The organism is Ornithinibacillus xuwenensis, assembly GCF_039614845.1.
Classification (GTDB): Bacteria; Bacillota; Bacilli; order Bacillales; family Amphibacillaceae; genus Ornithinibacillus; species Ornithinibacillus xuwenensis.
Genome location: NZ_JBDIML010000010.1, coordinates 1 through 25445, shown reverse-complemented (window position 1 = coordinate 25445; position 25445 = coordinate 1). Strand labels below are relative to the sequence as shown.

The window sequence follows — 25445 nt, the reverse complement described above, 5'->3', positions numbered from 1 at the left end:
GGAATGTCTCGTATAGGACTTAAGCCAATTGAGATTCCGAGTGGTGTAGAAGTAAAACTTAACGGTAATACAATAACAGTAAAAGGCCCTAAGGGTGAACTAACAAGAGATTTTCATAGTGATATGAAAGTTGTTGTTACGGATAATGTTTTAACAGTTGAACGTCCAAGTGAAAACAAACAACATCGTTCATTACACGGAACAACTCGTAGCATAATCGCTAACATGGTTGAAGGTGTATCAAAAGGCTTCGAAAAACAACTTCAAATCATTGGTGTCGGTTATCGTGCACAAAAACAAGGTAATAAAGTTGTCGTGAATGCTGGGTATTCTCATCCAGTTGAGTTAGATCCAATTGAAGGTATTGAAATCGATGTACCAAATAACACATCTGTTGTGGTTAGAGGTATTGATAAAGAAAAAGTTGGCGCAGTTGCTGCTAACATCAGAGCTATCAGACCACCTGAGCCATATAAAGGCAAAGGTATTCGCTATGTTGATGAATATGTACGTCGTAAAGAAGGTAAAACTGCTAAGTAAGGTTAGTTAGGCGAGAAAGGAGTGACCCAGATGATCACAAAACCTGACAAAAATGTTGCACGTAAAAGAAGACATAACCGTGTTCGTAAGAATTTATTCGGAACTGCAGAACGTCCTCGTTTAAACGTGTATCGTTCAAATAAACACATTTACGCACAGTTAATTGATGACACTAACGGTGTTACATTAGCTAGCGCATCTACAGTTGATAAAGAGTTAAGCGTGGATTCAACTAGCAGTGTTGATGCTGCAACTAAAGTTGGAGAATTGATCGCTAAACGTGCCCAAGATAAAGGTTATAAATCAGTCGTATTTGATCGTGGAGGCTACCTTTATCATGGACGTGTAAAAGCTTTGGCAGATTCTGCTCGTGAGGCAGGTCTTGAATTTTAATCGTTAAAGGAGGGACACAGATGAAAACAGTAATCGATCCTAATAAATTAGATCTTGAAGAACGCGTTGTTGCCGTTAACCGCGTAGCTAAAGTAGTTAAAGGTGGACGTCGTTTCCGTTTCGCTGCATTAGTTGTTGTTGGTGATAAAAACGGTAATGTTGGCTTTGGTACTGGTAAAGCACAAGAAGTACCAGATGCTATCAAAAAAGCAGTTGATGATGCGAAGAAAAACTTAATTACTGTACCAATCGTAGGTACAACAATTCCACACGAAATTCATGGTGAATTCGGTTCTGGTAGAGTATTAATGAAACCAGCTTCTGAAGGTACTGGAGTTATCTCTGGTGGTCCAGTTCGTGCGGTACTAGAGCTTGCAGGTGTAGGTGACATTTTAACAAAATCACTAGGTTCAAACACACCAATCAACATGATTCGCGCGACTATGAATGGTTTAAGCAACCTTAAGCGTGCTGAAGAAGTAGCAAAACTACGAGGAAAGTCTGTAGAAGAACTGTTAGGATAAGGAGGGAAACATTATGTCTAAAAAATTAGAAATCACCCTCACACGCAGTGTTATAGGTGCAAAAGAAAAACAAATTAAAACTGTTGAAGCACTAGGTTTAAAAAAGATTCGTCAAACCGTAGTTCTTGAGGATACTCCGGCTATTCGAGGAATGGTTAACAAAGTATCTCATCTTGTAACGGTTAAAGAAGGTTAATAAATACAAAGCGTAAAGAGGAGGTGCTCGTATGAAACTTCATGAATTGAAGCCAGCAGAAGGAACACGTAAAGAACGCAATCGTGTAGGACGCGGAACATCATCTGGTAACGGAAAGACTTCCGGTAGAGGACACAAAGGACAAAAAGCACGTTCAGGCGGTGGCGTTCGCCCAGGATTTGAGGGTGGACAGATGCCACTATTCCAACGTTTACCAAAACGTGGATTTACAAACATAAACCGCAAAGAATATGCTATAGTGAACTTAGACGTTTTAAATCGATTTGAAGACGGCACAGAAATCACTCCTGAGCTACTACTTGAAACAGGTGTCGTATCGAACTTAAGATCAGGTGTTAAAGTACTTGGTAATGGTTCTGTCGAAAACAAATATACCGTTAAAGCTCATAAGTTCTCTGCTTCAGCGAAAGCAGCTATCGAAGAAGCGGGCGGTAAAGTAGAGGTGATCTAATGTTCCGTACATTCTCCAATTTTATGCGCGTGGCTGACATTAGACGGAAGATAATTTTTACATTGTTAATGTTAATTGTATTCCGTCTAGGCACATTTATTCCTGTGCCATTCACAAATAAAGATGCACTAGTGTCTATTACCCAACAAGGAAATGTATTGGGTTTTCTCAATACATTTGGTGGTGGGGCATTACAAAACTTCTCCGTTTTTGCAATGGGGATTATGCCTTACATTACAGCATCAATTATTATGCAATTACTACAAATGGATGTAGTACCTAAGTTTACCGAATGGAAAAAGCAAGGCGAAATGGGTAGAAAGAAATTAGCACAGGTTACCCGTTATGGAACGGTTGTTCTAGCGTTTCTTCAAGCAATCGCTATGTCAATCGGCTTTAATGCTATGGCACAAGGTCTATTAATTACAAACCCTGGTGCACTAAAATTCCTAATCATTGCACTTGTATTAACTGCAGGCACAACATTCTTAATGTGGTTAGGTGAACAGATCACTGCAAATGGAGTTGGGAATGGGATCTCGATTATCATTTTTGCGGGTATCGTAGCTGCCGTACCAAATGGCGTTGAACAATTATATGCCCAGTATTTTACAAATCCTGGAGATGAATTGTTCATTAATATTGTAATTATAGCGATTATTGCTTTGGTTGCTGTTGCGATAATTGTTGGAATTATCTTTGTAAACCAAGCATTACGTAAAATCCCTATTCAGTATGCAAAGAAACTTGTCAATCGTTCTCCAGTTGGTGGTCATTCCGCACATTTACCGATTAAAGTAAATGCAGCAGGAGTTATTCCGGTAATTTTTGCAGTTGCATTCATAATGGCACCAAGTACAGTTGCGAGCTTCTTTGAGGGAAGTGTTGCTGAGACAATTGGAAAAATCTTTGATTATACAACACCTATAGGTATGCTTATCTATGTAGTATTAATCATTGCGTTTTCTTATTTCTATACGTTTGTTCAGGTTAACCCAGAGCAAATGGCTGAAAATCTGCAAAAACAAGGTGGCTATATTCCAGGAATTCGACCTGGTAAGAATACAGAAACCTATCTAACACGTGTTGTCAATCGATTGACATTTGTTGGAGCGCTATTCTTAGCTGCGGTTGCTGTCTTACCTGTCTTATTTGGGAAACTTGCTAGTCTACCTCAAGCAGTTCAAATCGGCGGCACAAGTCTACTAATCGTTGTAGGTGTAGCAATTCAAACAATGAAGCAGCTAGAAGGTCAACTTGTGAAGCGACACTACAAAGGATTTATTAAGTAAGAATCTGCCAATGAAGCGAGGGGAAATTTTTGAATTTACTTTTGATGGGTCTTCCTGGTGCTGGTAAAGGTACACAGGCAGAGAAAATAAGCGAAAAATATAACATCCCTCATATTTCAACAGGAGATATGTTCCGTTCTGCAATAAAAGAAGGAACAGAACTTGGTAAGAAAGCTAAAAGCTTTATGGACCAAGGAGCACTTGTTCCGGATGAAGTTACAATTGGTATTGTAAAAGAACGTTTAAGTAAAGCTGATTGTGAGAAAGGGTTCTTGTTAGATGGTTTTCCAAGAACCATTGCACAAGCTGAAGCTTTACAAACGCTTCTATCCGAATTGAATCAAGAAATTGATCATGTATTGCACGTGAATGTACCAGAAGAAAAATTAGTGGAGCGTTTATCCGGTCGTAGAATTTGTCCAACATGTGGTAGAGCATATCATGTTATGTATAACCCTCCTAAACAAGAGGGAATATGTGATAGAGATGGTCAGGCGTTAATTCAACGTGATGATGATAAACCAGAAACGGTAAAAAATCGTTTGGCGATTAATATCGAACAATCGAAGCCGTTACTAGACTTTTATGATGATAAAGGATATCTTGTAAACATCGATGGCGATCAAGAAATCGATAAAGTTTTTCAGGATATTCAATCAGTTATTGAAAATTAAGCAATTACTGTAGGCTTGCACGAATAGACAATTCTATTTGTTCTAAAATAATATGAGTCGTGACGTTATATATGTTGATAGATAGCACAGCATGTATTTGACAATAAAACCCTCTTAAAGGTAGACGTTGTTGAGCGAAACTGATTCGATTCCACGAATAGGTCAAGTTGTTCGTATTTTGCAAGGGCGTGAAGCAGGACATTATCGATTTTTAGTGATTGATGGTCGTTATGTCTTGGTAGCAGATGGGGAAAACGTAAATATGATCGACCAAAGAGAAAGAGCACACATCATATTGAATTATGGATTATACGTCTCCAGAAGTCCAAAACAGCCTTCTAGATACTGGTCGTGTCACAAATAGAAAATACGATTTGCATGTTTTGTGAAAGCAATATTGTGACTGATTTAAAGAAGGGAGATCAACACGATGGCGAAAGATGATGTAATTGAAGTGGAAGGAACCGTAACGGAAACATTGCCAAATGCGATGTTTAATGTAGAGCTTGAAAACGGCCATACGGTCTTGGCACATGTATCTGGTAAAATTCGTATGCACTTCATTCGTATATTACCAGGTGATAAAGTAACGGTAGAACTCTCTCCGTACGATCTAACAAGAGGACGAATTACGTACCGTTATAAATAAGCGAGCTCCGATATAAAAGGAGGTAAAGATGATGAAAGTAAGAGCATCTGTTAAGCCAATTTGTGAAAAATGCAAAGTCATTAAACGAAAAGGCAAAGTAATGGTGATTTGTGAAAATCCGAAACACAAGCAAAAACAAGGATAATTGAAGGAGGTGCGCAAATAATATGGCACGTATTGCAGGTATAGATATTCCACGTGAAAAGCGTGTAGTTATTTCTTTAACTTACATTTATGGTATCGGTAAGAAAACTGCACAGGATGTCCTTAAAGAAGCAGGCGTTTCTGAAGAAACTCGTGTTCGTGATTTAACGGAAGATGAGTTAGGAAGAATTCGTCAAGCAGTTGATGCTTACACTATCGAAGGGGATCTTCGTCGTGAGATTTCTCTTAACATTAAACGTTTAATTGAAATCGGTTCGTATCGTGGATTAAGACACCGTCGTGGATTACCAGTTCGTGGACAAAACACGAAAAACAACTCTCGTACACGTAAAGGTCCGCGTCGCACAATCGCTAATAAGAAAAAATAACGTGAAGGAGGTAAACGAATAAATGGCTCGTAAAACTAATACACGAAAACGTCGTGTGAAAAAGAATATTGAGACCGGTGTTGCACACATCCGTTCTACTTTCAACAATACTATTGTAACGATCACTGATGTTCAAGGTAATGTTGTTGGTTGGAGTTCTGCTGGTGCGCTTGGTTTCAAAGGTTCTCGTAAATCAACTCCATTTGCTGCTCAAATGGCTGCTGAAACAGCTGCAAAAACTGCAGTTGACAATGGTATGAAAACTCTAGAAGTATCAGTTAAAGGTCCAGGAGCTGGACGTGAAGCTGCTATTCGTTCATTGCAAGCAGCAGGACTAGAAGTTACTGCAATTAAAGACGTAACTCCAGTACCTCATAACGGTTGCCGCCCACCAAAACGTCGTCGTGTATAATTTTAACGTATATTATTTGTCACCCTGTCTATAATGGGTTATGATGACTAAAAGTATATGGTGAAGATAAATATTACACAGAAAAGATCACCAAGGTTACCGAAAAGAAATTACTAAGCTAAAAAGCCATTCGGCTTATGGCTTATATTTTCTTTTACGAAAACCTTGCTATACAGCATCGCAAAGACAAAATAGTACGAAAAACTATACAGGTAGTGCAGAAACGCCAACTGCCTATTTGAGGAATTTCGGTTAGATATGTATCTAACCGGGGTTTCGACGTTTTAAAGGAGGGTATTTGGAATGATTGAAATAGAAAAGCCAAAGATTGAAACGGTTGAGATTAGTGATGATGCTACATTTGGAAAATTTGTGGTAGAGCCGCTCGAACGTGGTTACGGTACAACTCTAGGAAACTCCTTGCGTCGTATCCTACTATCCTCACTTCCAGGTGCTGCTGTAACATCAGTTCAAATTGATGGTGCCTTACATGAGTTTTCAACTATTGATGGAGTAGTTGAAGATGTTACGACAATCATTTTGAATTTGAAAAAGCTTGCCCTAAAAATCTACTCAGATGAACCGAAAACATTAGAAATTGATGTGCAAGGAGAAGGTGTAGTTACTGCTGCTGATCTAACCTATGATAGTGATGTAGAAGTATTGAATCCGGAATTACCGATTGCAACGTTAAATGCAAAAGGTAACTTGCGTATGAAAATTACGGCACAACGTGGTCGCGGTTATGTTCCAGCTGATGCAAATAAACATGAAGATCAACCAATTGGTGTTATTCCAGTTGATTCCATTTTCACACCGGTATCACGTGTAACTTACCAAGTAGAAAATACTCGTGTAGGTCAAAGTGCAAACTACGATAAACTAACACTAGATGTATGGACAGATGGTAGCATTCGCCCAGAGGAAGCTATTTCTTTAGGTGCAAAAATCCTATCTGAGCATTTAAACATCTTTGTTGGTTTAACTGACGAAGCGCAGAACGTAGAAATCATGGTCGAAAAAGAAGAAGACCAAAAAGAAAAAGTAATGGAAATGACAATTGAAGAACTAGATTTATCTGTACGATCTTACAATTGTCTAAAACGTGCTGGCATTAATACAGTTCAAGAGCTTTCAAATAAATCTGAAGAAGATATGATGAAAGTACGTAACCTTGGTCGTAAATCTCTAGAGGAAGTTAAAGTAAAACTTACTGATTTAGGACTGGGCTTACGTAAAGACGACTAATAATATCAGACATCTTTAGAGTTTCAAGAAAGGGAGGGATAGTCCATGGCTAGAAAACTAGGACGTACTACAGACGCTCGTATGGCGCTACTTCGTAACCTTGCTTCTGATTTAATTATTCATGAACGGATTGAAACGACAGAAGCAAAGGCGAAAGAACTTAAATCTATCGTAGATAAAATGATTACGTTAGGTAAACGTGGTGATCTTCATGCTCGTCGTCAAGCTGCAGCGTTCCTATACAATAAGGAAGCAGGAGAAGAAGATTCTGTTCTTCAAAAGCTTTTCAATGATGTAGCTGCACGCTATGAGGATCGACAAGGTGGATATACACGCGTTCTTAAATTAGGTGAACGTCAAGGTGATGGAGCGAAAATGGCAATTATTGAGCTAGTTTAATCAATCCATACGCGTTAAGGGCAGGACTGAATCTCTTCCACGAGGTGAAATCCAAGCCCTTTTTTTGTACGTGATTTTGTACAATTACGAATAAATAGTGTGCACGTATTAGTAACGACTTATTCTAGTAAGTGTTCGTTGTTTGATTAGCCCATTATTATTTAACATAAAGCAAGATAAGTAGTAAAATACATAACATAAAGCACTAAAACCCAGGCATTGAATAGTTAGAGGAGGATTAAGATGAGAGAGATATTTATAGAGTTTAGAGATGTATCATTTCGATACGGAGAAGAGCAGGCTTGGGTATTGAAGAATGTTTCTTTTAACATATATAAGGACGAGTGGGTTGCAATTATCGGTCACAATGGATCTGGTAAATCTACAATTGCGAAGTTAATGAATGGATTGCTATTCCCACAAAAAGGAGAAATACGCATTAATGGGGTACCTGTGACAGAAGAGAGTGTCTGGGATATACGTAAACAGGTAGGAATGGTATTTCAGAATCCAGACAACCAATTTGTAGGCACAACAGTTCAAGATGATGTTGCATTTGGTATGGAAAATCGTGGTGTGCCTAGAGAAGAAATGATAAAGCGGATTGATGAGGTATTAAACGCAGTGAAGATGCAGGATTATCGTTTAACTGAGCCACATCGTCTTTCTGGTGGACAGAAGCAACGTGTAGCAATTGCTAGTGTACTTGCAATTAAACCAGAGGTACTCATTCTGGATGAAGCAACTGCTATGTTAGATCCTAAAGGACGTAAGGAAATAATGCGGACGGTATCTGATATTCAAGATCAGAATGAAATCTCACTGATTACCATTACCCATGATTTGCAAGAGGTTACCCAGGCAGAGCGCGTGATAGTCATGAATGATGGGGAAGTATGGGATGAAGCAACACCAAGAGAGGTATTTGCCAAAAAAGATGCGTTACGAAAGATCGGCTTAGATGTTCCATTTATTGCCATTCTTGCTGACGAACTGAAAAAGAATGATTTGATGATTACTAGTGAACCTTTGAATCATGATGAATTACTGGAGGAATTATGGACATTACATTCAACAATGTGAGCTATATCTATCAAGCAAACTCACCTTTTTCGCATAAAGCATTAGAAAACCTTTCTTTTCACGTACCATCAGGAACATTTGTAGCAATTATTGGGCATACGGGTTCTGGTAAGTCAACGTTAATACAGCATTTGAATGGACTATTAGCCCCAACTAAAGGAGAAGTACAAATAGGTGAATACACCATTAATTCTGAGAAAAAGCCAGAGAACCTTAAGGAGTTGCGTAGTAAAGTAGGTGTTGTATTCCAATATCCAGAGCATCAATTGTTTGAGGAGACGGTTGCAAAGGATATTGCGTTTGGCCCTGAGAATTTTGGTGTTTCTAAAATAGAGATTCAAAGAAGAATAAAGGAAATTATCCCTGCAGTTGGGTTAGATGAGAAATTACTTGAACGATCCCCATTTGATTTGAGTGGGGGCCAAATGAGAAGAGTAGCAATTGCTGGCGTGTTAGCACTAAAGCCTAGGGTGCTTGTCCTAGATGAACCTACAGCTGGACTTGACCCAAGAGGACAACAAGAAATGATGGATATGTTTTATGATCTGCATCAAAAACAGAAGCTTACTACCGTATTAGTTACGCATAGCATGGAGGATGCGGTTAAATACGCTGACCATGTCATTATTATGAATAAAGGCACAAAATACATGGAAGGCAATCCTAAAGAGGTATTTACGAATCCTGAAGCATTAAATCAGGTTCAATTAGACGTACCAGAAATGATTCAATTTTTACATGCATTTGAGACACGTTTTGGCGCATCCATTCCTTTTACGAGACAGACAGTTCAGGAATTAGCCTCTGAGATTCGGCATGTCCTAAAGGAGGCTGACTCAGATGAATAATTCGATGATTATCGGTCAATATGTCCCAGGAAATTCTCTCGTGCATCGATTAGATCCAAGAACCAAGATTACGATTATTTTCTTATTTGTCATTATTGTATTTTTTGCGAATAACATAGCTAGCTATAGTATTTTAACTGTATTTGCATTGGTAACAACGGCATTAACTAAAATTCCAATTCGCTTTATATTGAAGGGATTAAAACCAGTATGGTTTTTAATCATCTTCACATTTATCCTTCATTTAATTGTTACGAAAGAAGGAGAAGTGTTAGTTGAGATTATTGGATTTAACATATATTCTGGTGCTGTAATTCAAGGATTTGCTATCTCGTTAAGGTTTTTCTTATTAATTTTAATCACATCGTTACTAACATTAACTACAACTCCGATTGAAATAACCGATGCGATTGAGGATATGCTACATCCTTTAAAGAAGATCAAGTTTCCTGTGCACGAATTAGCGTTGATGATGTCTATTTCACTACGCTTCATCCCAACATTACTTCAAGAGACAGATAAGATTTCGAAGGCGCAAGCCTCAAGAGGAGTAGATTTCCGCACAGGGCCGATTAAAGAACGTTTAAAAGCTATTGTTCCCTTATTAGTACCTTTGTTTGTTAGTGCATTTAAACGAGCGGAGGAATTAGCAATGGCTATGGAGGCAAGAGGCTATCAGGGTGGTGAAGGAAGAACGAAGCTACGACAATTGCGAATAAAACGAATTGACGTCTTTGTTTTTATTACATTTGCAATCATTGTTGCAGGGCTACTCATTACAAGAAATTACTAGAGGTTAGGAAGGTTGGACTGTAATGCCAAAGATTAGCTGTATAATTGCATATGATGGAACAAATTATTCTGGTTATCAGATCCAGCCTCAAAAACGAACTGTACAAGGTGAGATAGAAGGCGCCCTAATGAAAATACACAAGGGCGAACAAATTCGCATTCACGCTTCCGGTAGGACCGATACAGGGGTTCATGCAAAAGGACAGACAATTCATTTCGATACAAGCCTTCATATCCCGGGAAATAGTTGGAAAAAAGCACTCAATACATTGCTGCCTAATGATGTATATGTGCATCATTCTGAGGAAGTATCAGCGGATTTTCATGCTCGATATGATGTCGTAGAAAAAGAGTATCGATATATTGTTCAGAACACGATTGATCCTGATATTTTTAAACGAAATTATGTTTGGCACTATCCATATAAACTTAATATACAAGCAATCCAAGAAGCCTGTAATTTTTTTGAGGGAACACATGATTTTACAACGTTTTCTTCTGCTAAGGCAACCGTAAAAGGTAATAAAATTAGAACGTTATATGAGGTATCCTGCCAGCAAGAAAATGATCAAATCGTATTTGTATTTCGAGGAAGTGGATTTCTCTATAATATGGTCCGTATTTTAGTAGGAACATTGCTAGATGTTGGTCAGGAAAAGATAAAGCCTTCAGCGATTATGGATATGTTGGAAAGTAAGGATCGTAATAAGGCAGGTAAGACGGCGCCACCTCAAGGGTTATACTTGTGGAAGGTACGATATCAGTAAGTTTTTCTTTTCGACAATATTTCCTGGGGAATATCGACAGGTTTCGTTTTGATGTCGAATGAGCTATAATAGACTACGGAGATACAAATAGAAATAATTTAACTAAAATAAATCTCGTATACTCTTGACATTTCACCCCAATTTGATATATTATGGTCTATGGCATTTTATTTCTAAAACCGCGATTAGCCCCGGAACTAATTGTGTTGAAAATATAGGAATAACGAAAAAGTAATTTTAAATTAATGAATGAAAATATGGAGGGAAACCAATCATGCGCACAACTTTCATGGCGAATGAAAACAATATCGAACGCAAATGGCTTGTTGTGGATGCTGAAGGCCAACGTCTTGGTCGTCTAGCAAGTGAAGTTGCTGCTATCCTTCGTGGAAAGCATAAACCAACTTACACACCACACGCTGACACTGGTGATTATGTAATTATCGTTAACGCTGACAAAATTGAACTAACTGGTAAAAAACTAAGTGACAAAATGTACTACCGTCACTCTGGACATCCAGGTGGATTAAAAGAACGTACTGCTGATGAAATGCGTACTAAATATCCTGAGCAAATGCTTGAGATTGCTATCAAAGGCATGCTTCCAAAGGGACCTTTAGGACGTAAAATGGGTAAGAAATTGCATGTATACAGAGGTGCTGAACATAATCATGCAGCACAAAAACCTGAAGTTTACGAACTTCGCGGATAATAAAAGGAGGTAAATCAATTGGCACAAGTACAATATTACGGCACAGGTCGTCGTAAAAGCTCAACTGCACGTGTACGTTTAGTACCGGGTAATGGTACAGTAACTATCAATGGTCGTGAAGCAAAAGACTATTTCCCATATGAAACTCAACTTTTAATTCTTAACCAACCACTTCAAGCAACTGAAACTCAAGGAACTTATGATGTTTTAGTAAACGTAGATGGTGGTGGATTTACTGGTCAAGCTGGTGCTATCCGTCATGGTATCGCACGTGCTTTACTAGAAGCAGATCCAGGTTATCGTGCAGCACTTAAGAGTGCAGGGTTCTTAACTCGTGACCCTCGTATGAAAGAGCGTAAGAAATACGGTCTTAAAGGCGCTCGTCGTGCACCACAGTTCTCAAAACGTTAATAAACCTTATATTTCAATGGTTAGCCCTCTTTGCTCTTATGAAGCAGAGAGGGCTTTTTCATGTCCAAATTTGGAATTGAACAGCCTCTGAGATAAAATGGACTTTTGTTGTTTCTCACTTTTAATTCTTCGATTCTTCAGTCGTATGAGTACGACTAGTAATCATCCGTTGCAGAGTTCTGTTATTTCTTTTAAATGTTATAATTGCTTTAAAGCATTACAAGATGCAGGCACATTTACGAGTAATGGAAAAACACTCACAGCTCATATGTATAGTGATGTGGAACAACGGATTATTAAACAGTTGGAACAAGCATCAGAAGAAAGGGTTAACGAACCCAATAAGGAAGGCTTTGTTAGTTACTATGGAGCAGTGATGATAGAGGAAAGTGATTTTAGAGACTCGCAGTTAAACAGTATGGATGAATTCTTGCCTGAGGCAAAAGAGCATATGAAAGAAATGTTGAAGTCCATGAATGAGGGTGAAGATGAATGAGAAATATATTAATTTATTCTTTTGTTTTTATAACTTGTTTATTTCTAGTAGCTTGTCAATCGTCAGATGATAAAGCTGAGCCAGATAGCTCTGAAAATGCAATGAATCAAGTGGATATTTTTGATTTTAAATATATTCAACAAGCGCAGGAAGCAACTGAAAAGCATGCTATTGATGAGGTAATCAAGGTGTTTTTTGATGAAAGTAGTAATGATCAGCCGTATAAAGCTGTGGCAATTGATGTAGAGAATAATGAGATATATCGAAACCCTATTATTAGTCGAAGGGGACTTCGTGCGCAAGATGGAGTGACAACTGTAGAGAATAGCCATGAAGTGCAAGATATTCTGAAAAAGTATGCAGTACAAGATTGGAAATCTGATTATACTTTTGAGGATGCTGAATCGTATGAAGATGGTTACAGCTGGAGACTATGGTTGCAATTTGAGGATGGTACAGTAGAAAAATATGCTGGTAAGGGTACAGATAAGGAAAAGCTCACACCAGAAAAATTTGATGATTTTGCACAAGCGTTATATCAATTTCAAAAAGATAAAATAGCGGAGGCTAGTGATGAACAATAACCTGTGATCCTTATAATGGAATACCGTATGTGAACTCATTAGATTATTGGATAATACATTATTTAATAGTCTGGAAAATGTTATTAAAGTTAAAGAGGATTCTAGTTATGTTTTCAAGGCTCTCAACCAATATGGTTGGGAGTCTTTTTTATTGCTAGTAATCGAAGTCATGAGGAAGCGCGACTGAGAACTATTTTATCTTTACTACGTTAATCGTTCGGACTCGGATACCTCGTTTCAAAACCTGAATAGTAAAGGAAGTTTTTGTAAATATTAAATAAGGATTTATGTTGTAGGAGAGGATACCTGTGCCACATCAGAAGTTTCAGTCAGATGCTATAAAACCACGCTATTCTAAAGGGAGAATATCCGTATTTGGAATTAACTCAATCTACCCTCGGATTCCATGGGTCGCGGCAGGCTGGTCAGCAATTTTCCCTGGCTTTGGCCATATGTTTATAGGGAAATTTCTACATGGATTGGTGTTAATTATTTGGGAGCTAGTCGTAAACGGTATGGCTAATATTAACCTGGGGATTGCTTTATCCTTCCATGGCAGGTTTGAGGAAGCAACTGCGCAGTTAAATCAGGAATGGGTTCTACTTTATGTGGCAGTATATGTATATAGTATTTGGGATAGTTATCGCTGTTCCGTTGAGATTAATAAGAGTCATGTTTTGTCCGAAATTGAAGATGCACCTGTTGCGCCTTCTGACGTTAGTTTTTTTGATGTTATCATCCTTGAAAAGAAAAAACCTTGGGTTGGAATGGTTTGGTCATCTTTATCACCCGGCTTAGGCCAATTTTATGGTGGCAGTACGATTGTTGGGACATTTATTCTAGCATGGTGGATCTATGTTTCCTATAAGGCAGAGGCTGTTCGTGTCGTGCTCTACTCCTTTCTTGGAGATTTTAGCAGTGCCGTTGCAATTGTAGACTGGCAATGGTTTCTATTCTTGCCTTCCATGTATGCTTTTGCAATCTACCAAGCATATACATCTGTAAATGAAAATAATACCTTATTCGATATTGAACAAATGAGGCACCTTAGAGTGAGGGATGAAAATTTGGCACATCAAAACAAAGTCGAGAATAATGCAGTACAAATAATTGCAACCTTTGAACACTCTCCCTTTTTGGAGATGGTGATCCATGACATGGAGAAATTAGGAGTTCCACCTGAGAATATCGTTGCCTTGCCTTTGGAAAACTTAGAATCTCAGACACACGTATTAGATTCTATTCACCGGGTTGATGGCAGAAGTATTTTGGATGGTGCGATGATTAGTGGTTCAATCTTTATGGTACTTGGAACGATTTATGGCTTTGTATGGCATTGGGGACCAATCATTTGGGGGTTAATTGGGTTAGTAGGTGGATTTATATTAGGATTAATAATTGAATTACTTTTCAATAAAAGCAAATTAAAAATCTTTTCTAGTCGTAAAACAGAAGTGATTTTACAGATAACATGCCATGAGACGTTACAGAGCCAGCTAATTAAAGCTCTAAAGACACGGAGGGCAAGTGGTTATGTGATTATGCCGCAGCGACTACCAACTCATACATAGCTTACTTTATGTATATTTATCTAACTCTGTTGTTAGGTTTTTGCTTAAACTAAATCATGTCGACAATAAACTCCCATGCATTCCGCAAGGGAGTTTTGTTAGCTTAAGGAGCTGTGGTTTAGCCTCTGAATAATAGAACTTAACTAAAAAGATATTAAGCGTGATTATAGCTTCTCTAGTCTACCTTTTATTGTTTGGGCATTCCTGGAGGATAATAGTATGGCGGTACTTTAATCCACCCTCTCTTTCTCATCGCTTTTTTTAACGTACTACCAAACTTCATTTTTTCTAGCATGCAATGCGTAAAAAGTGCCCCTACGTCAGATCGTATGGCCTGACTAGCTGCTGTAGCACATTGAACTACTGCCGCAGCGGTTTTTAATCCGAGACCATTCATAATTTCATCATCTGTTAGCTTCGTGCCTAAGGGTACAGCATTGGGGTCAGAGTTTGGTCGTTGCTCACTAGTAGGAGGTAAGGAAATTCCCTCGGTTTTCATTAATTCCTTAAACCTTTTTCCTTGGTCTTCACATTGTTTTAGGCTTTGTGTTAATAATTCCTTTACCTCGTCATCATTTGTGGAATTTAACCCGATTTGAATATAAATCGTTGCTTCATCCATTAATGCAAGGTACATCCAACAGCCCATTACTTCTCCAACATGTAACGGATTCTTTGGTTCGTTATCGAAGTTTAGTTGTAGAAAATCTTTAACAGCTTCAAATACGGTTGTCATCTTACCCCACCATTCTAAACTATTTTCCTTCTTTATTTTCTACATGTTTGCTAATTTTATTTGTTAAGAAACCATGCTTTTTCATTAGTAGCTATGTGTGTGGACGAGCATTAGGCAAAATTCTAGTTATTTCGCGACTCCTACTCACATAAGCTTCTATATAACGGAATAGATTCTTAACTTAAGAATATGGGGTGATGCTCGAAATGAACCGTAAATCAGTTATTGGTGCTATTATTGGAGCTGCAACAGCTGGAGGATGGTTGGTTGTTGATCTAATGCTTCCAGAGCCTATTGGCGATTACTTGTTGTTTATTCTGATGGGTGTGACAAATATGGCTATTGGATGGCAGGTTGGTAGGTTGTTTGGTAAGTCCCGTGGTACGGAGAAAAACAAAGCGCTTGAATCACCAGCAAAAGAATTAAAACCAGCACAACATTAATACCTAATCATTTTCGTTTAACGAAACAATGTATGTACTAGAGTGATTGCTCTGTAAACCGGTACGCATAGGAACAATAAATAAAGACTTTCAATCCATCATATTGAAAGTCTTTATTTTTATGCGCTTTGTTCCTAATAGATAAAAACGGTTACTAGGTACTAAGCACCATTATATTCTAAATTAATTGAAAAATATAGAAATTTGCTGAATGATAAGGTAAAATTAGGAAAAATAGATTCCCACAATTTCATAATCGGGAAAAGGGTGAAACGATGACGTACTCCATACAAATAATCAAACTATTTTTTGCAGTAGACGATCATATTTTTCGAATTAAGCAAGCAGAAGTAATTAAAAACCCATGGAAGATTATAACCCTACTTGGCTTATTTAGTGTGTTGGTATTTACATGGATGAGTGTGATAGGAATCGGCTCTTCGCTTATTTCTAATGGAGCGGTATTATTAGATCCTGCAGAATATGAGTTGCAGAAATTTTGGTTTATTATTGGACGAGTTATCTATTCGTTATTGTTTGTATTATTTATATTGTTTCTTTCTTCGCTTCTTTTTTATTGGGTAACAAAAGTACCCTATAAGAAGCTGGTATTAATGCAAGTGGTGGTTCTTTTTGTCATGTTAATAGAAAGGCTGCTGTGGATACCGCTTGTTGTATATGCCGGTTTAGATTGGTATGTTTCTCCTTTTTCATTTGGGATAATGGCATCATATATAACCGATATTTCATTTCTTATTTACTTTTTCGGTGCTATCTCCATATTTCAGATATGGATTATAGGTTTTCAAATAAAGTTTTTATGTAAGTTATCAGCAATACATAAAGGGTGGATTTGGAGCACGGTCATTTTATTCCACGTCATCCTTTGGACGTTAACAGCCGTTTTAGCTTATGCAGATGTTCATCTCATGAATAGGTGGTTTGAATAATGCGGAGAAAAATAATATGGTTCGTCATTTTCGTATTTATTGCAGTAAATATTCTATTAGTTTTCATAGATGATAGTGGAAAAGTGACAAGACATGGCTATGTATCTGAATGGGACAATGTGTATACAACTGATTTATTTGAAACGGTAGATGCAAAGGGAGTAGTTGCTTACGCGGATGAAAACTATGTGTTCTTTGATAAATCTATTGGGAGTTTCGACGGCTTCTTAGTAGAGGAAGGAACTGAAATAGCGGAAGGTGATCCTCTATTTGAATATCGCGTTCATGATTATGCCACAATGGAAGCGGCATTACAAAATCAATTGATTCAAGTGAAAGGAGAAATTTCTGCGATAGAAGATGCGATTGCAGAAATGGTAGCCTATACGATCCCAAGTCCTACCGTGCCGGTAGTTAATACAGATGAAGAGGAAGATATAAATGTCGTCGTACCGTCGAGTGACCCAATAGAAGCAGAGTTACAAAAAAAGCAGTTTCTAATAGAGAAGGAACAAGAGCTGGTTGCAAAACGTGAGCAAGGAAAAAACATTGAATCACAATTAGATGACTTGAGGGCAGGCGGAGATACGATTACCGTCAACAGTCCATACCAGGGGAAAGTGAAATCCATCTCTTCCACTTTAGCGGATCCACTTATTGTCATTGAAACAACAGAAATACAAGTTGCGGGAGAATTAACAGAGGATGCTCGCATAAGTGTTGAACCTGGTCAATCAGTTGAGGTTACGTTGGTGGAGAGTGAGCAAGAATTGAAAGGTAGTGTTCAGGGTATCGGTGACTCACCGGTGGGGGATGTTGCTGTTAATGAGCAAAGTGTCTATCCAGTAGATGTAGCTTTTGCAGATGATTCGCAATTAGATGCTGTATTACCTGGTTACCATGCAAATCTAACGATCACGGTGAATGAGGCACTTAATGCTGCTACCATTCAAGAAAAGTATCTCTTTCATAACCATATTTGGAGGTTAAGCAAGGACGGTAAACTTGAAAAAGTCCCAATAGAAACTGGCATTTTCATGGGTAATCAAGTTGAGGTAATGAATGGGGTAGTAGCTGGTGATACGATTGCAACAGAGAGTATGCAGTCATCCTTTATGGACATGCCTTTTATTACACCGTTAAAATTTGAGACAGTGCCTTGGTTAAAGCTAGGTGATTATAAGGACTGGAAACATTATCTTGTAATGGGATTATTAGCACGATAATAGATTACCGAGTAAGAGAGTGGTATGAAACCACTCTCTTACTTTTGACCATGCTATTCTAGTTCATCCTTGATAAGGTTTCTTTCCTTTTGTATAATCCAATACCCAATAATCCGTAATTCAATTAGAGAAATACCCCTTTCCTTTGCTACTTTTTCAATTAAGCTATTTTCATATAACATATTGCTTACGTTCATCTGTTTCTCAATCTTATCTAGGGTAAAGCAATAGAAGCAGCCTAATAACTCGGTTGATACTTTTTTATAAAAGTTTATACGTTTCAAAATCTCTCTCCTTGTTTTAAGACAATAAAAAAAGCCAAAAAGAAGTAAGCAGTGCTTACAGCTTTTTGGCTCATGTCTAGCTTATTTGTCTAGTTCATTACCGCCTGGTTGATTTGGATTGACACTAAATAAAATAACACTTTGATCGCGTTCAAAATCCCAATCTACAAATGAGTCATCAATTTTACCATCTAAAATACTTTCTAAACGCATATTATTATGTAAAAGCCGTTTTTCAATGCGTCTTTTTGCGAGCTTTAGTACTTCTTGCTGACCCATTCGGATTAGTTCTCGTTCAATGGTTATAAACAAACCTCTGCGTATGACCGCATAGGTTCTGTCGTTAAGTTTGATGGAAAATACCTTTTCAGGAGTTTTTTCAGCTTGTTGTCCAATGTGATCAATTTCTTTATGGAGGGCATCTTTTCCAAAGAAGTCCTCATGTAATAATTTGTCGATATCCGTTTTATCCGAGGCAATAGCGAAAAACATTCCAGAATGATTATGTAGTCCCCAATCATAATAAAATTGTTCAATTTCCATATCGGCTACGATTCGTATGTATGCTTTTATTTCTGGAATTAACGTAGCCATTAATATATCTCGGGTAGTCTGTACAACTGTTTCTTGATGCTCTGTAAGGAGCACTTTTTCCATTGGGGAGAGGAAATTCCTAATATAAACGGAGATAAAAGGTTTTTTTATGGAAACAAAAACGGATTCGGGTCCTCGTCCAAAGTTATCTCGTAAGATTCGTCCAATGTAACTAGATAAATCCTTTTGTGCTTCTTGCTTGTCCAAATTTAACATCCTTTTGTATAGATAAAAGCGCAATGGTCTTTTACCCAGTGTTTATTTTAAATGCTATTAATAAGATTATCAACCAAATGAAGGAAATTATTCCTAGGTCCGCAATTTACGATTGCTTCCGGATTTCTTAGGAGAATATACAATTAACCTTCATTACTGTTAGGAGGTAAGGTGTTTGATTAAACAATTAAACTTGGTCCATGATTATCACGATATTTTTACACTGTCGCAGTTTGCTTTTCAATATAAGCTTTCAGAAGAAGACCTCGCAAAGAAGCGGCAGGAAGCAGAACGACATACGATTTGGGGTGTGATGGTAGAGGAAAAGCTTGCCGCAAAGCTACATTTAATTCCACTTACGGTAACGATACATGGTAAGCCTTTTGAAATGGGGGGGATTAGCTCTGTTGCTACCTGGCCAGAATTCAGGAGAAATGGAATGGTAAAATACCTGTTGGCTCACGCCCTACAGCACATGAAGGAGAATGATCAATTAATCTCCTACTTACATCCCTTCTCCGTTCCTTTTTATCGTAAGTACGGCTGGGAAATCACCTTTAATGAAAAGCTATATAAAATTCCTTTTGACAAGCTAAAGCAAAATTGGAATGTTGATGGGTATGTCAGACGCATTAAACCAGATATTGATTTACTAAATAACGTGTATCTTAACTATGCAAAAAATTATACCGGCCCTATTTTGCGTGATGAAAAATGGTGGAAGCAACGAGTGTTAAAAGATGACGTCCATATTGCAATGGCTTTTCATGAGACAGGTCAGCCTGAGGGTTATATTGTATTTGAGGTGAAGGATAAGCTATTTACCGTTATTGAGATTGCGTATCAATCGCTAAAGGGATTAAAGCTACTGATGCAATTTATTGGAAATCATGATTCCATGGCAGAGAATGCAGAATTAGTTGTCCCAGAGAATGATAATATTCCATTACTTCTCAGAGAACCAAGATTTGAGACGAAGGTGGATCCGTATTTTATGGCGAGAGTAGTGGACGTACGGAAGTTCTTAGAGCAATATCCATTCGTAAGTTCTACAAGCAATGATACGATTTCGATTTATGTGGAGGATGAATTTTTACCGGATAATACAGGCACCTACTGCTTGCATCAAGGTGGTAAAGTGGTTACCTATGAAACAAAAAAAGAAGTAGGAGTTATCTGTACCATTCAGCAGTTCACGGTGATGTTTCTTGGATATAAGCGACCACTTGATTTATATCATTTAGGGTTAATACAAGGGGACGTTCAGGCAATTAATAAATTGGAGCAATTAATACCACGTCAGCAAACCTATTTCCCAGACTTCTTTTAGAAGGAATGTTTCACAGTCGTATATTCGCGCAAGTCATAATCCAATTACTTGTCCCATAGAATAGGTAGAGGATTATTAAAGGGGCGAATAGGATGAATCGATTAGGAAAAATTGTTGCTTGGGTAGTTGGGTTAGTCGTACTGGTAATGCTAATAAAATTCCCGTTACCAGATGTTGTAGAGCATACGGCAGGCTTTTCTTTACCGTTATCTGGTAAGACGATTGTGCTTGATCCGGGTCATGGAGGTCCTGATGGAGGTGCGGTTGGAAGAGATGATACGTTAGAGAAGGATATTGCATTAGATGTTTCCAAAAAACTAAGGGATTATTTGCAGCAATCAGGGGCAACTGTTTATCTTACAAGAGAAAAGGATACGGACCTAGCTGCTGAGGATACCAAGGGATTGGCTAGAAGAAAGGTAGAAGATATTCGAAAACGGATGGAATTTATCCATTCACAGAATGCTGACTTTTTTATCACGATTCATCTTAATGCCATTCCATCGACGAAGTGGAGCGGAGCACAAACATTTTATTATCCTAAATCAGATGAGGGTAAGCATCTAGCGAAGATGATACAAGCGGAAATCAAACGTAATTTAGAAAACACAGAACGGAGTGCTCTAGCAATAAATAGCCTATATTTATTAAAGCATGCTGAGATTCCGGGTGCATTAGTGGAGATTGGTTTCCTATCGAATGAACAAGAACGAGAGTTGTTAAAGCAAGGCACCTATCAAAAACAAATGGCAGGAAGTATTTATGAAGGTATTCTGCGTTACGTATCCGAAGAACCAGAGGAGGAAGCGGAAGAATAAAGTGCTTTTACAGTGATTCTTGTCAGAAAAGTAATCCCTTCCATAATTCATATCACTTAGATTTTAAGCGATTTATGTTATACTAGCCTTGGACATATATTTAAAGAAGGCAGAATGCTGGAAATAGGAAGGTGATTATGTGTTAACGAAAGAAGAAGTTGTACAATTACTGAATCCTGTAAAAGATCCTTTTTTACATAAAACACTTGAAGAAACTGAAGGTATTAAAGAAATAACCATAAAAGAAGATAAGAATCATGTTAGTGTTAAGGTTGCTATTGGTAAAACCAACACGGCTGAACAAATGCAACTCCAACAAGAATTGGTAGGAATATTAAAACGAAATGGTGCTGTAACAGTCGGACTACGTTTCGAACAGCTTCCAGATGAAGTGATTAAGAAGTTCCAGCCTGCTGTTGAAAGTGCTAAGGAAAAAGCATTAATGGGTGGCAATAAACAACCTCATTTCTTAGCGATCGCTAGTGGTAAAGGTGGCGTAGGTAAATCAACTGTAACGGTAAACCTTGCTATTGCACTTAGAAGGCTAGGTAAAAAAGTGGGGATTATCGATGCGGATATTTATGGATTCAGCGTACCAGATATGATGGGTATTGAAGAAAGACCTGTTGTACGAGCTGAAAAAATCATTCCGGTAGAACGTTTTGGTGTTAAAGTAATTTCTATGGGATTCTTTGTAGAGGATAATTCACCAATTATTTGGCGTGGGCCAATGCTAGGAAAAATGCTCAATAGCTTCTTCAAAGAGGTTGAGTGGGGAGACTTGGACTACTTACTTCTAGACTTACCGCCTGGAACGGGCGATATCGCAATGGATGTTCATGAGCTATTACCTTCTTGTAAGGAAATTATTGTAACAACGCCACACCCAACAGCAGCATTTGTAGCGGCTAGAGCAGGTCAAATGGCAATTAAGACGGAGCATGAAATCTTGGGTGTTGTCGAGAATATGGCATACTTCAAGAGTGAAAAAACTGGTGAAAAAGAATATGTATTTGGGCAAGGTGGAGGTAAGAAGCTAGCAGAAGTGCTAAACACAAAAGTGCTTGGCCAGCTTCCAATCCAGCAGCCTTATGAAGAAGAGGACGTCTTTGCGCCATCTGTCTATCAAGAAGACCATCCGAATGGAAAAGAATATCATAAAATGGCTGCGAAAGTAATTGCGAAAATGGAAGAATAAATAAAAAGTAGGCATATCTCCTGTGGGGGATATGCCTATATTTTTTGCAAGTTCCTTCTAACCGCCACCTTCGGATCCACCTTCACCACCGCCAGATCCTCCTCCTTGGCCTTCTCCTCCAGATTCGCCGCCTTTTTCTTGTCCTTTACTCTGTTCCTCAGCAGCTTTTAGTAAAATCTCTTGGATTTTTGCTTGAAATAGGGGAGATTCTAGGGTCTGTTGAATTGTTTCTTCTAGATGTGCACGAAATTGTTGGCTTTTTAAGGTTTGTAGCGTTTGTTCCGTCATTTCTGGATTTTGTAATATATCCAGCATTTGCTTTTGATACTCAGCATCACTCATTAAGCTTTTCATTAACTTTTTTTGGTCCTCTTCAATGGACTTATAATAAGACTCCACAAACTTAGGGTCTTCGAATAGCTTCTTCCACATTTCAGTGCCTTTATCGGAGGTTAACGTTTCATTGATAGACTGTTTCACGGCAGCAGAGTCAATCACAAGCTGTTGTTGCATTTTTTCATCTGCTAGGATTTCCCCTAGGGCTTTTTTGCCATCTTCTGTTTGCAATATGTCAACAACCATTTTTTTGGTTGTATCATAATCTGTCTCTTTTGTGGCAGCTTCCCCACCGCATGCACTCATCAAGAGGAGTAAAACACCAATAAATGACAAGTAAAAGACACGTTGCATGCCTAATCCTCCTTCCACTTATCTTTTAATATGGATGACAATTTTTAAAATATACACTTGATAAAGGAAAAAAGATCGCTTTCATGTTAAAATACGTATTGTGTGAAGCGGATTTAATATTTATCAGGAGGATCGTATACGTTGAATAGTCGAAAAGTGGTAAATTTATTTATAAAAACCCTAGCTATTGGGGGCTTAATTGGCCTTATTATGAGTTTTTTCGTGAATGTAAATGGTGCTTATACGGATAACTTACAGCCGTTGAATATATGGGGCTTAATTGGTGTTATGTTATTTTTTATTGGGCATGGTTTGTTATATAGTGCTGTGAGCCAGACTGGCTTTTTTGCCTATTTGTTTGTTAATAGGTTCGGATTAAGTATATTTCGCTCATTTTGGCCAACCGTTCAATTGTTCTTGATTGCATTTATTGTCTTTGACCTAATCTACTTTCCGTATAAGGAAGCGGAAGGGGAGGTATCCATTATCTGGTACATCTTAGCTGCAGTGGCAATCGTTATCTATGGATGGGCAATTGCAAAGATCAAGGCAAAAGAAACCAAGAAACACGCATTTATCCCGGCGCTATTTTTTATGGTAGTTTTCACGGTTGTTGAATGGGTCCCTGCTCTTCGGATTGGTTTGATCGGAGCAGATTTCTCTTTAATCATGATTGTGACGTTACTAGTTTGTAATACATATCAACTGCTAATGCTACATCGGTTAAACAAAGCTGAATAATGTAAAAAAACCTGATGATTACCAATCAAATCATCAGGTTTTTTATTATTCCACAATTTTAGACTCTGCATGTGCTTGATTAATCATTTCTGAAACTGTAACAAATTTAAATCCTTTATTTTTTAATCCTGGTAGGATTGTTTTAAGTGATTCAGTAGTTTGCTTTACGGAGTCGGACGCATGTAATAATATGATATCACCATTTGTAGTTTTAGACATGACGTGGTCAACAATCACCTGTGTACCAGGATTTTGCCAATCGTTTGGATTTACATTCCAATGAATCACTTTGTGTCCTAAGCCTTCTGCTAATTCAATAATTTCATCATTAAAATGACCATGGGGTGCTCTTACCAGCTCCAAGTCTTTATACCCTAGCTTACCGAATATTTCTTTTGCGTATTGTAAGTCCTTTCTAACCTGCTCCTTTTCCTGTTCTAGATAGCTCTTGTAACGATAACCAAGCATCCCAATCTCATGTTTGCTTTCGGAAATTTTTTTTAGAATTTCAGGATGCTTCTCTGCCCATTCCCCACTGACGAAAAAGGTTGCTTGAACCTGATGCTGCTCAAGCTGTTTTAAGATATCATGAACTTTTTGTTCCCCCCAGCTAATGTTAAAGGTTAACGCAATGTTAGGCTCATCTGCATTCCCTTTTGTTAAGGCGACTGGTTTTTCCTTTGAGAAAACAGATAAAGCACCATTACCTCCAAACCATAAGAATCCAGCTGTAAAAAATGCTAGAACAACTACTAATGTCCATCTTTTAAACTTATTTAGTCGTACAACATAGAAATGATTCATCTATTCTACCCCCTAAATAAACAAGCTTTCTATTACATCATATGAAGCAAATATTAAAATATGAACAAGCTGTTATTAGATATTTAAATTCTAATCCTTTGAGGTCGTTGCATAAATTAAGCGAAAATGTGAACGATATAATATAACCGACATAGAACTAATGAGTTTTCGAAAGTATATGTAAACGATGAATTTAATAGAAAGATGTTGAATTTTGTTGAGGTGATATGATGCTAGGGTTAATGATAAATCAAACAGAATTAAAAGAATTGGAATATCTAATTAAACGTGAGCTAGATGAAATCATTTTTGATTTAGATGACAATCGAATTGATAATATGGTTAAGAGTGCGATGAGAGAAAGGTATAAAATCTTATTTCAGTTATTAAGACGTGTAGCAACCGATAAAGAGTGTATGCGATATATACCGAAGAAGACACAGAATGAATAATAGCTAATGAGTTGGTTTACATATTCTATTAACAATAGATTGATTGCAAAAATTTCTGAAGAGACTTTTTTTAGGAATTCCCGTTGATTTTATTTTATAGCTATGGTATATTAATTTCTGTTGTCAGCTAGAAACATTGTCGAATATCTTTTAAAAGTTTTTCAAAAAAAGATGTTGACATCTGATGGCAAACATGATAAATTATATCTTGTCGCTAAAAACGACATTATAAAAGATTGTTCCTTGAAAACTGAACAAAACAACCAGTATGTCAAGAAAAAACATACCCTGTTTTTTCGATAAAAGAAATACAGAAGCTAGCGCTTCTTTGCTAAGAAACAACCTATAATTGATTGGTGTCAATTAT

General features: G+C 37.7%; 35 protein-coding genes and 1 pseudogene. 31 read left to right on the top strand and 5 right to left on the bottom strand.

What is annotated here, in order from left to right; all coding sequences use genetic code 11:
• Window positions 1-3 precede the first annotated feature (3 nt).
• The 23 genes and pseudogenes from rplF to ABC228_RS18040 all read left to right on the top strand — a co-directional run bounded on the left by rplF (window position 4) and on the right by ABC228_RS18040 (window position 14596).
• A complete protein-coding gene (rplF, locus tag ABC228_RS18150) occupies window positions 4-540 on the top strand; it encodes a 50S ribosomal protein L6 (protein ID WP_345826596.1) in 537 nt (178 codons plus the stop codon).
• A 30-nt stretch (window positions 541-570) separates the two neighbouring features.
• Complete coding sequence (gene rplR / locus ABC228_RS18145) at window positions 571-933, top strand: 50S ribosomal protein L18 (RefSeq protein ID WP_345826595.1); 363 nt, start codon at window positions 571-573, stop codon at window positions 931-933.
• Between the two features lie 20 nt (window positions 934-953).
• A complete protein-coding gene (rpsE, locus tag ABC228_RS18140) occupies window positions 954-1457 on the top strand; it encodes a 30S ribosomal protein S5 (protein WP_345826594.1) in 504 nt (167 codons plus the stop codon).
• Window positions 1458-1470: 13 nt separating this feature from the next.
• The gene (gene rpmD / locus ABC228_RS18135) at window positions 1471-1653 is read left to right on the top strand and encodes a 50S ribosomal protein L30 (protein WP_345826593.1); all 183 of its coding nucleotides are present in this window, start codon (window positions 1471-1473) and stop codon (window positions 1651-1653) included.
• A 31-nt stretch (window positions 1654-1684) separates the two neighbouring features.
• Window positions 1685-2125 (top strand): 50S ribosomal protein L15, encoded by a 441-nt coding sequence (gene rplO / locus ABC228_RS18130; protein ID WP_345826592.1) that lies wholly within the window; start codon window positions 1685-1687, stop codon window positions 2123-2125.
• Window positions 2125-3417, top strand: a complete 1293-nt coding sequence (secY, locus tag ABC228_RS18125; RefSeq protein WP_345826591.1) for a preprotein translocase subunit SecY — start codon at window positions 2125-2127, stop codon at window positions 3415-3417. Before rplO ends, secY begins: the two co-directional genes overlap by 1 nt.
• A 29-nt stretch (window positions 3418-3446) precedes the next feature.
• Window positions 3447-4091: an adenylate kinase gene (locus ABC228_RS18120; RefSeq protein ID WP_345826590.1), complete on the top strand. Its 645-nt coding sequence runs from the start codon at window positions 3447-3449 to the stop codon at window positions 4089-4091.
• A 130-nt stretch (window positions 4092-4221) separates the two neighbouring features.
• Window positions 4222-4535: pseudogene (locus ABC228_RS18115) on the top strand (KOW domain-containing RNA-binding protein).
• On the top strand, window positions 4522-4740 hold the full coding sequence (gene infA / locus ABC228_RS18110) for a translation initiation factor IF-1 (RefSeq protein ID WP_010095735.1): 219 nt from the start codon (window positions 4522-4524) through the stop codon (window positions 4738-4740). The pseudogene ABC228_RS18115 and the gene infA overlap by 14 nt, the downstream one beginning before the upstream one ends.
• Window positions 4741-4771: 31 nt before the next feature.
• Window positions 4772-4885, top strand: a complete 114-nt coding sequence (gene rpmJ / locus ABC228_RS18105; RefSeq protein ID WP_010095733.1) for a 50S ribosomal protein L36 — start codon at window positions 4772-4774, stop codon at window positions 4883-4885.
• Between the two features lie 22 nt (window positions 4886-4907).
• The gene (gene rpsM / locus ABC228_RS18100) at window positions 4908-5273 is read left to right on the top strand and encodes a 30S ribosomal protein S13 (RefSeq protein WP_345826588.1); all 366 of its coding nucleotides are present in this window, start codon (window positions 4908-4910) and stop codon (window positions 5271-5273) included.
• 22 nt (window positions 5274-5295) lie between these two features.
• Complete coding sequence (gene rpsK / locus ABC228_RS18095; protein ID WP_345826587.1) at window positions 5296-5685, top strand: 30S ribosomal protein S11; 390 nt, start codon at window positions 5296-5298, stop codon at window positions 5683-5685.
• Between the two features lie 303 nt (window positions 5686-5988).
• Window positions 5989-6933: a DNA-directed RNA polymerase subunit alpha gene (locus ABC228_RS18090; RefSeq protein ID WP_345826586.1), complete on the top strand. Its 945-nt coding sequence runs from the start codon at window positions 5989-5991 to the stop codon at window positions 6931-6933.
• Between the two features lie 45 nt (window positions 6934-6978).
• The gene (gene rplQ / locus ABC228_RS18085) at window positions 6979-7332 is read left to right on the top strand and encodes a 50S ribosomal protein L17 (RefSeq protein WP_345826585.1); all 354 of its coding nucleotides are present in this window, start codon (window positions 6979-6981) and stop codon (window positions 7330-7332) included.
• Between the two features lie 243 nt (window positions 7333-7575).
• Window positions 7576-8415, top strand: coding sequence for an energy-coupling factor ABC transporter ATP-binding protein (locus tag ABC228_RS18080; RefSeq protein ID WP_345826584.1), 840 nt, complete (start codon window positions 7576-7578; stop codon window positions 8413-8415).
• Window positions 8391-9263: an energy-coupling factor ABC transporter ATP-binding protein gene (locus ABC228_RS18075; RefSeq protein WP_345826583.1), complete on the top strand. Its 873-nt coding sequence runs from the start codon at window positions 8391-8393 to the stop codon at window positions 9261-9263. Before ABC228_RS18080 ends, ABC228_RS18075 begins: the two co-directional genes overlap by 25 nt.
• Window positions 9256-10056 (top strand): energy-coupling factor transporter transmembrane component T family protein, encoded by an 801-nt coding sequence (locus ABC228_RS18070; protein WP_345826582.1) that lies wholly within the window; start codon window positions 9256-9258, stop codon window positions 10054-10056. Before ABC228_RS18075 ends, ABC228_RS18070 begins: the two co-directional genes overlap by 8 nt.
• A gap of 22 nt (window positions 10057-10078) precedes the next feature.
• Window positions 10079-10822, top strand: a complete 744-nt coding sequence (truA, locus tag ABC228_RS18065; protein WP_345826581.1) for a tRNA pseudouridine(38-40) synthase TruA — start codon at window positions 10079-10081, stop codon at window positions 10820-10822.
• 274 nt (window positions 10823-11096) lie between these two features.
• The gene (gene rplM / locus ABC228_RS18060) at window positions 11097-11534 is read left to right on the top strand and encodes a 50S ribosomal protein L13 (protein WP_345826580.1); all 438 of its coding nucleotides are present in this window, start codon (window positions 11097-11099) and stop codon (window positions 11532-11534) included.
• A gap of 18 nt (window positions 11535-11552) precedes the next feature.
• On the top strand, window positions 11553-11945 hold the full coding sequence (gene rpsI / locus ABC228_RS18055; protein ID WP_345826579.1) for a 30S ribosomal protein S9: 393 nt from the start codon (window positions 11553-11555) through the stop codon (window positions 11943-11945).
• A 145-nt stretch (window positions 11946-12090) separates the two neighbouring features.
• Complete coding sequence (locus ABC228_RS18050; RefSeq protein ID WP_345826578.1) at window positions 12091-12441, top strand: hypothetical protein; 351 nt, start codon at window positions 12091-12093, stop codon at window positions 12439-12441.
• On the top strand, window positions 12438-13025 hold the full coding sequence (locus ABC228_RS18045) for a hypothetical protein (protein WP_345826577.1): 588 nt from the start codon (window positions 12438-12440) through the stop codon (window positions 13023-13025). The genes ABC228_RS18050 and ABC228_RS18045 overlap by 4 nt, the downstream gene beginning before the upstream one ends.
• A gap of 308 nt (window positions 13026-13333) precedes the next feature.
• Complete coding sequence (locus ABC228_RS18040) at window positions 13334-14596, top strand: hypothetical protein (RefSeq protein WP_345826576.1); 1263 nt, start codon at window positions 13334-13336, stop codon at window positions 14594-14596.
• Between the two features lie 187 nt (window positions 14597-14783).
• On the opposite strand, the gene ABC228_RS18035 is transcribed toward ABC228_RS18040, so the two are convergent.
• Window positions 14784-15332, bottom strand: coding sequence for a DUF3231 family protein (locus ABC228_RS18035; RefSeq protein ID WP_345826575.1), 549 nt, complete (start codon window positions 15330-15332; stop codon window positions 14784-14786).
• A 206-nt stretch (window positions 15333-15538) separates the two neighbouring features.
• Here ABC228_RS18035 and ABC228_RS18030 point away from each other — a divergent pair, with 206 nt between their 5' ends.
• The 3 genes from ABC228_RS18030 (at window position 15539) to ABC228_RS18020 (ending at window position 17951) form a co-directional block, all read left to right on the top strand.
• Window positions 15539-15775, top strand: coding sequence for a hypothetical protein (locus ABC228_RS18030; RefSeq protein ID WP_345826574.1), 237 nt, complete (start codon window positions 15539-15541; stop codon window positions 15773-15775).
• 275 nt (window positions 15776-16050) lie between these two features.
• Complete coding sequence (locus tag ABC228_RS18025) at window positions 16051-16725, top strand: hypothetical protein (RefSeq protein WP_345826573.1); 675 nt, start codon at window positions 16051-16053, stop codon at window positions 16723-16725.
• Window positions 16725-17951, top strand: coding sequence for an efflux RND transporter periplasmic adaptor subunit (locus tag ABC228_RS18020; RefSeq protein WP_345826572.1), 1227 nt, complete (start codon window positions 16725-16727; stop codon window positions 17949-17951). Before ABC228_RS18025 ends, ABC228_RS18020 begins: the two co-directional genes overlap by 1 nt.
• 53 nt (window positions 17952-18004) lie before the next feature.
• On the opposite strand, the gene ABC228_RS18015 is transcribed toward ABC228_RS18020, so the two are convergent.
• Window positions 18005-18235 (bottom strand): hypothetical protein, encoded by a 231-nt coding sequence (locus tag ABC228_RS18015; protein WP_345826570.1) that lies wholly within the window; start codon window positions 18233-18235, stop codon window positions 18005-18007.
• Between the two features lie 81 nt (window positions 18236-18316).
• On the bottom strand, window positions 18317-19036 hold the full coding sequence (locus ABC228_RS18010; RefSeq protein WP_427902241.1) for a Na-translocating system protein MpsC family protein: 720 nt from the start codon (window positions 19034-19036) through the stop codon (window positions 18317-18319).
• Window positions 19037-19220: 184 nt separating this feature from the next.
• On the opposite strand from ABC228_RS18010, the gene ABC228_RS18005 reads away from it, so the two are divergent.
• The 3 genes from ABC228_RS18005 (at window position 19221) to ABC228_RS17995 (ending at window position 22391) form a co-directional block, all read left to right on the top strand.
• Entirely contained in the window at window positions 19221-20375 is a 1155-nt protein-coding gene (locus tag ABC228_RS18005; RefSeq protein ID WP_345826569.1) for a GNAT family N-acetyltransferase, read from the top strand.
• Window positions 20376-20521: 146 nt separating this feature from the next.
• Window positions 20522-21193: an N-acetylmuramoyl-L-alanine amidase CwlD gene (gene cwlD / locus ABC228_RS18000; protein WP_427902240.1), complete on the top strand. Its 672-nt coding sequence runs from the start codon at window positions 20522-20524 to the stop codon at window positions 21191-21193.
• A 139-nt stretch (window positions 21194-21332) separates the two neighbouring features.
• Window positions 21333-22391: an Mrp/NBP35 family ATP-binding protein gene (locus ABC228_RS17995; protein WP_345826567.1), complete on the top strand. Its 1059-nt coding sequence runs from the start codon at window positions 21333-21335 to the stop codon at window positions 22389-22391.
• A 57-nt stretch (window positions 22392-22448) separates the two neighbouring features.
• Here ABC228_RS17995 and gerD read toward each other — a convergent pair whose 3' ends face one another.
• A complete protein-coding gene (gerD, locus tag ABC228_RS17990; RefSeq protein WP_345826566.1) occupies window positions 22449-23081 on the bottom strand; it encodes a spore germination lipoprotein GerD in 633 nt (210 codons plus the stop codon).
• Between the two features lie 141 nt (window positions 23082-23222).
• On the opposite strand from gerD, the gene ABC228_RS17985 reads away from it, so the two are divergent.
• Complete coding sequence (locus tag ABC228_RS17985; protein ID WP_345826565.1) at window positions 23223-23822, top strand: KinB-signaling pathway activation protein; 600 nt, start codon at window positions 23223-23225, stop codon at window positions 23820-23822.
• A gap of 45 nt (window positions 23823-23867) precedes the next feature.
• Here the strand turns inward: ABC228_RS17985 and pdaB are convergent, their stop codons facing one another.
• Complete coding sequence (pdaB, locus tag ABC228_RS17980) at window positions 23868-24626, bottom strand: polysaccharide deacetylase family sporulation protein PdaB (RefSeq protein WP_345826564.1); 759 nt, start codon at window positions 24624-24626, stop codon at window positions 23868-23870.
• Between the two features lie 230 nt (window positions 24627-24856).
• On the opposite strand from pdaB, the gene ABC228_RS17975 reads away from it, so the two are divergent.
• Window positions 24857-25078 carry a hypothetical protein gene (locus tag ABC228_RS17975; RefSeq protein WP_345826634.1) on the top strand — a complete coding sequence of 74 codons (222 nt, stop codon included), beginning with the start codon at window positions 24857-24859 and terminating at the stop codon, window positions 25076-25078.
• The last annotated feature ends 367 nt before the right edge of the window (window positions 25079-25445 follow it).

Bases quoted from the DNA above. Each gene is read 5' to 3' on its own strand.
- ABC228_RS18025 (WP_345826573.1), top strand. From the start codon at position 16,051: ATGACGTACTCCATACAAATAATCAAACTATTTTTTGCAGTAGACGAT.
- gerD (WP_345826566.1), bottom strand. From the start codon at position 23,081: ATGCAACGTGTCTTTTACTTGTCATTTATTGGTGTTTTACTCCTCTTG.
- ABC228_RS18045 (WP_345826577.1), top strand. From the start codon at position 12,438: ATGAGAAATATATTAATTTATTCTTTTGTTTTTATAACTTGTTTATTT.
- rpmD (WP_345826593.1), top strand. From the start codon at position 1,471: ATGTCTAAAAAATTAGAAATCACCCTCACACGCAGTGTTATAGGTGCA.
- ABC228_RS18070 (WP_345826582.1), top strand. From the start codon at position 9,256: ATGAATAATTCGATGATTATCGGTCAATATGTCCCAGGAAATTCTCTC.
- infA (WP_010095735.1), top strand. From the start codon at position 4,522: ATGGCGAAAGATGATGTAATTGAAGTGGAAGGAACCGTAACGGAAACA.
- ABC228_RS18080 (WP_345826584.1), top strand. From the start codon at position 7,576: ATGAGAGAGATATTTATAGAGTTTAGAGATGTATCATTTCGATACGGA.
- rplF (WP_345826596.1), top strand. From the start codon at position 4: ATGTCTCGTATAGGACTTAAGCCAATTGAGATTCCGAGTGGTGTAGAA.
- rplR (WP_345826595.1), top strand. From the start codon at position 571: ATGATCACAAAACCTGACAAAAATGTTGCACGTAAAAGAAGACATAAC.
- pdaB (WP_345826564.1), bottom strand. From the start codon at position 24,626: ATGAATCATTTCTATGTTGTACGACTAAATAAGTTTAAAAGATGGACA.
- rpsE (WP_345826594.1), top strand. From the start codon at position 954: ATGAAAACAGTAATCGATCCTAATAAATTAGATCTTGAAGAACGCGTT.
- rpmJ (WP_010095733.1), top strand. From the start codon at position 4,772: ATGAAAGTAAGAGCATCTGTTAAGCCAATTTGTGAAAAATGCAAAGTC.
- ABC228_RS18090 (WP_345826586.1), top strand. From the start codon at position 5,989: ATGATTGAAATAGAAAAGCCAAAGATTGAAACGGTTGAGATTAGTGAT.
- rpsK (WP_345826587.1), top strand. From the start codon at position 5,296: ATGGCTCGTAAAACTAATACACGAAAACGTCGTGTGAAAAAGAATATT.
- rplQ (WP_345826585.1), top strand. From the start codon at position 6,979: ATGGCTAGAAAACTAGGACGTACTACAGACGCTCGTATGGCGCTACTT.
- rplO (WP_345826592.1), top strand. From the start codon at position 1,685: ATGAAACTTCATGAATTGAAGCCAGCAGAAGGAACACGTAAAGAACGC.
- rpsM (WP_345826588.1), top strand. From the start codon at position 4,908: ATGGCACGTATTGCAGGTATAGATATTCCACGTGAAAAGCGTGTAGTT.
- secY (WP_345826591.1), top strand. From the start codon at position 2,125: ATGTTCCGTACATTCTCCAATTTTATGCGCGTGGCTGACATTAGACGG.
- ABC228_RS18075 (WP_345826583.1), top strand. From the start codon at position 8,391: ATGGACATTACATTCAACAATGTGAGCTATATCTATCAAGCAAACTCA.
- ABC228_RS18020 (WP_345826572.1), top strand. From the start codon at position 16,725: ATGCGGAGAAAAATAATATGGTTCGTCATTTTCGTATTTATTGCAGTA.
- ABC228_RS18030 (WP_345826574.1), top strand. From the start codon at position 15,539: ATGAACCGTAAATCAGTTATTGGTGCTATTATTGGAGCTGCAACAGCT.
- truA (WP_345826581.1), top strand. From the start codon at position 10,079: ATGCCAAAGATTAGCTGTATAATTGCATATGATGGAACAAATTATTCT.
- ABC228_RS18050 (WP_345826578.1), top strand. From the start codon at position 12,091: ATGAGTACGACTAGTAATCATCCGTTGCAGAGTTCTGTTATTTCTTTT.
- ABC228_RS18035 (WP_345826575.1), bottom strand. From the start codon at position 15,332: ATGACAACCGTATTTGAAGCTGTTAAAGATTTTCTACAACTAAACTTC.
- cwlD (WP_427902240.1), top strand. From the start codon at position 20,522: ATGCTAATAAAATTCCCGTTACCAGATGTTGTAGAGCATACGGCAGGC.
- ABC228_RS17975 (WP_345826634.1), top strand. From the start codon at position 24,857: ATGCTAGGGTTAATGATAAATCAAACAGAATTAAAAGAATTGGAATAT.
- rplM (WP_345826580.1), top strand. From the start codon at position 11,097: ATGCGCACAACTTTCATGGCGAATGAAAACAATATCGAACGCAAATGG.